This window comes from Bartonella sp. CL434QHHD (genome assembly GCF_042195145.1).
GTDB lineage: Bacteria > Pseudomonadota > Alphaproteobacteria > Rhizobiales > Rhizobiaceae > Bartonella.
The window spans coordinates 1-2,813 of sequence record NZ_JBHINT010000035.1 but is presented as its reverse complement, the minus strand read 5'-3'; the positions used below and the strand labels follow the sequence as shown (position 1 = coordinate 2,813).

Here is a 2,813-nt window from a genome sequence, read left to right as displayed (position 1 = left end):
CATCCTTACTGATACAACTGGACAGAGGGCGATGGGGCAAGATGCTGGACAAATCATTGGCTCTCTCAACCGCAACACCGCAGCAGCACACCAAGCAGTAGGACAGCTAGATGTCGCACCGCTTGAGGATATATTGCGTAATCGTTTAGGTATGAGAAATAAATGGGTAGATGAATGGTTTGATATATGGGATGGGGTTCGTAAAATGGCATTTTATGTTGACCATCCAGTGGGTGAGGTTGCGCATGATGAAAATGGCAATGTCCTCTATTTAACCGATGAAAATGGAAAACCTATAAAAGGCAGTGATGGAAAATATATCACTCTGTATCACTTTTTAAAGCCAGAGGAAGAAAAGCATTTACAAAAAGGCCCTAATGGTGCTGTTTATATGTTCTACAATGGCATTTTTAATTCACCAGATGATGCTGCGGGTAATGCTGTCCAATTGGCTGTTAATAAAAATGGTCCCCTTTATTTTACATACTTTCCCCAAGCTGATGATGTGCTGGTAGAATTAGGGGTAGCATATTATCAAAAGTTTTGGGAGGGTAGCACTTGGGGATTGAGTAATTCGACCAAGAAGTTCCAAGATTTTATCTATCGTTATGGCAATGACAATGCTATTGTTAGTGGGCATAGCCGGGGTACCTTAACAATACGCAATGGAGCAAATGACTTGCAAGAACATGGTATCCACAGTGTAGCCAAGAAAACAGACTTCTATCTTGTTGGAGCGGCGGCTCACATGCAATCGATGGCCAATACAGTAGATTATCTAAGCGATGGCGAAAAAAATTATATCTACATACAAGGTCATATGTTAGACCCCATTAGTACAGTGATTGGTTACAATTGGCCTACGGCTTATAAGGCACCTTTAAATCTAGATTTTTCACTTTTGGAGAAAGGTATAAAAAATCCTTTTTATATGACGATATTTGCAGCAAACAGTTTATTTACTATAGCAACTAATCCAATCAGAGAGATGGGGAGAGCGGTCTTGGGCCTTAACCCGAGCCCCCATAATTGTTATGCTGATGCGAGTGATGCGTGTAGATGGAATTACGGTTCATTTGATTTTAAAAAACTTTATTCAACGAGAACAGGGAACAAAAAATGAAAATGTTTTTTAATTTATTAAGCCTGCTCATTTTGTTAACGGTTACTGGATGTGACATTGAAAACATTGACAAACCTGCTCCAGGGTACGTGAGTATGTGGGAGAAGTCAGGTGCGGATTCTACTGAGGTAGGAAAAGCCTTATTAGAATGTGGAATGCCGAGTCTTATCGATCCTGATTCAGAAAATAGAAAGCAGAGCATCAATGCAAAAGCAACAACTTATACATGTATGATTCAAGCAGGATTCCGTTATAAAGGGGGAGGGAGTCCGTGTTATACTTTTAAAGAGGAAAACCTCCCCATTTGTCAGCCTGGTGCTGTCATCCCGAAGAGAAGTGTCGAAAAGCGCTTAAACAGCCCGTTTTGTAGAAGGTATAAAAACGCGGATGAATGCAAGCCTTAAGTGATGATCAACAATCTGCCATCCTTGCCTTTGCTTGGAATGGTGGGATTGTTTTCTCAACTAATCATCTCAATATTGTTCACCGTTGTTTTAAGCAGCGGTGACAGAAAATATCAACAGGCTTATGAGCTCTGTTTTATTGTAAATAAATCCATTGAAAGAGGGGAATAATGAAGAAAATCTTAAAACTGTTGAGTTGTATAGCTCTGTTAAGTATCACTGGATGTGTTAACTCAATTCCCTCACTTTCTCCAGCATTATGGAGAAATAAAATACTTTTAGAATGTGGAGTACCGGACCTTAATAAGGTTGTGGCGCTAGATTTGAATCAATTTGCCAGTATTGAAATGTGTATGGCGCAATCAGGTTTTCGCCCTAGCTTTACAATACAAGATTGGTGTGAAAATCATAAATCAGACAACCTTCCCATATGTCGTCCTGGTGCTGTCATGCCTCAGCGAAGTGTTGAGAGACGCTTAAATAGCCCTTATTGTAAAAAACATTCAGAACAACTTGAATGCAAACCTTAAGTCTTGCTTCAGTAGAGAAAGCCTTGAATTTACACCAAATAAAGCACCAGGTTGATGAGCTTGAGAAAGCCTTGTCCGTTCTTACGTGACAAGGTTTTCTTTTTATGCCGCGTCGTTATAACGTTGCTGTTTTGCTTGCTCGATGACATTCAAAAGATCTGATTGTAACCAACGCGATAAAAAACCAAATTTTAAAGGTTTTGGTAAAGAGCCATTGGTAACATGACGGCGGAAAGTTGAGACACTCATATGAAGCAATTTTGCACTTTCACGGTCTGTTAAAAGAATATCATTTTCTGTCATATTAAAATCCTTTCACTATAAAAATGGTAACAAATCATAACCATTTATTAACCACATTTTGGTTCATTTTTGAAGGTATTTTATTTATAGAAAACAATATTTTATCATATAATTTCTGATGTGATACGTGATGAATCTTATTGAGAAAGAATGAGAGACAAGAGAGCTAAAGTTATCCACAGATCATGGGGTTATTCACCCCATATCTTAAGATTGACCCGTGACATAAGCCGCCCATTTATCCATATAGACACGGCGCTGTTCTAGATAGTCAGTACGACGATAGGAGCGCTCTACTTGCCCTCCTACTGTATGACTTAGAATAGTTTCAGCGACCTCATAGGGGGCATCGGTTGTTTCTGCTAGCCAATCGCGTAAACTAGAGCGAAAACCATGGGGGCAAGCTTCAATTTTATTTTTTCTCATATACGCCGCCATCATCGTATGTGAAAG

General features: G+C 39.4%; 3 protein-coding genes and 2 pseudogenes. 3 read left to right on the top strand and 2 right to left on the bottom strand.

Features of this window, described 5'->3' with window-relative positions; all coding sequences use genetic code 11:
- From ACFILN_RS06250 to ACFILN_RS06240, 3 genes and pseudogenes are all read left to right on the top strand, one after another.
- Window positions 1-1,123: pseudogene (locus ACFILN_RS06250) on the top strand (filamentous hemagglutinin); the annotation flags it as partial.
- The gene (locus tag ACFILN_RS06245) at window positions 1,120-1,527 is read left to right on the top strand and encodes a hypothetical protein (protein ID WP_375628259.1); all 408 of its coding nucleotides are present in this window, start codon (window positions 1,120-1,122) and stop codon (window positions 1,525-1,527) included. The pseudogene ACFILN_RS06250 and the gene ACFILN_RS06245, both read left to right, overlap by 4 nt.
- 170 nt (window positions 1,528-1,697) lie before the next feature.
- Window positions 1,698-2,057, top strand: a complete 360-nt coding sequence (locus ACFILN_RS06240) for a hypothetical protein (protein ID WP_375608402.1) — start codon at window positions 1,698-1,700, stop codon at window positions 2,055-2,057.
- 102 nt (window positions 2,058-2,159) lie between these two features.
- Here ACFILN_RS06240 and ACFILN_RS06235 read toward each other — a convergent pair whose 3' ends face one another.
- A complete protein-coding gene (locus tag ACFILN_RS06235) occupies window positions 2,160-2,360 on the bottom strand; it encodes an AlpA family transcriptional regulator (protein ID WP_015856172.1) in 201 nt (66 codons plus the stop codon).
- Between the two features lie 207 nt (window positions 2,361-2,567).
- Window positions 2,568-2,813, bottom strand: a pseudogene (locus ACFILN_RS06230) (integrase); the annotation flags it as partial.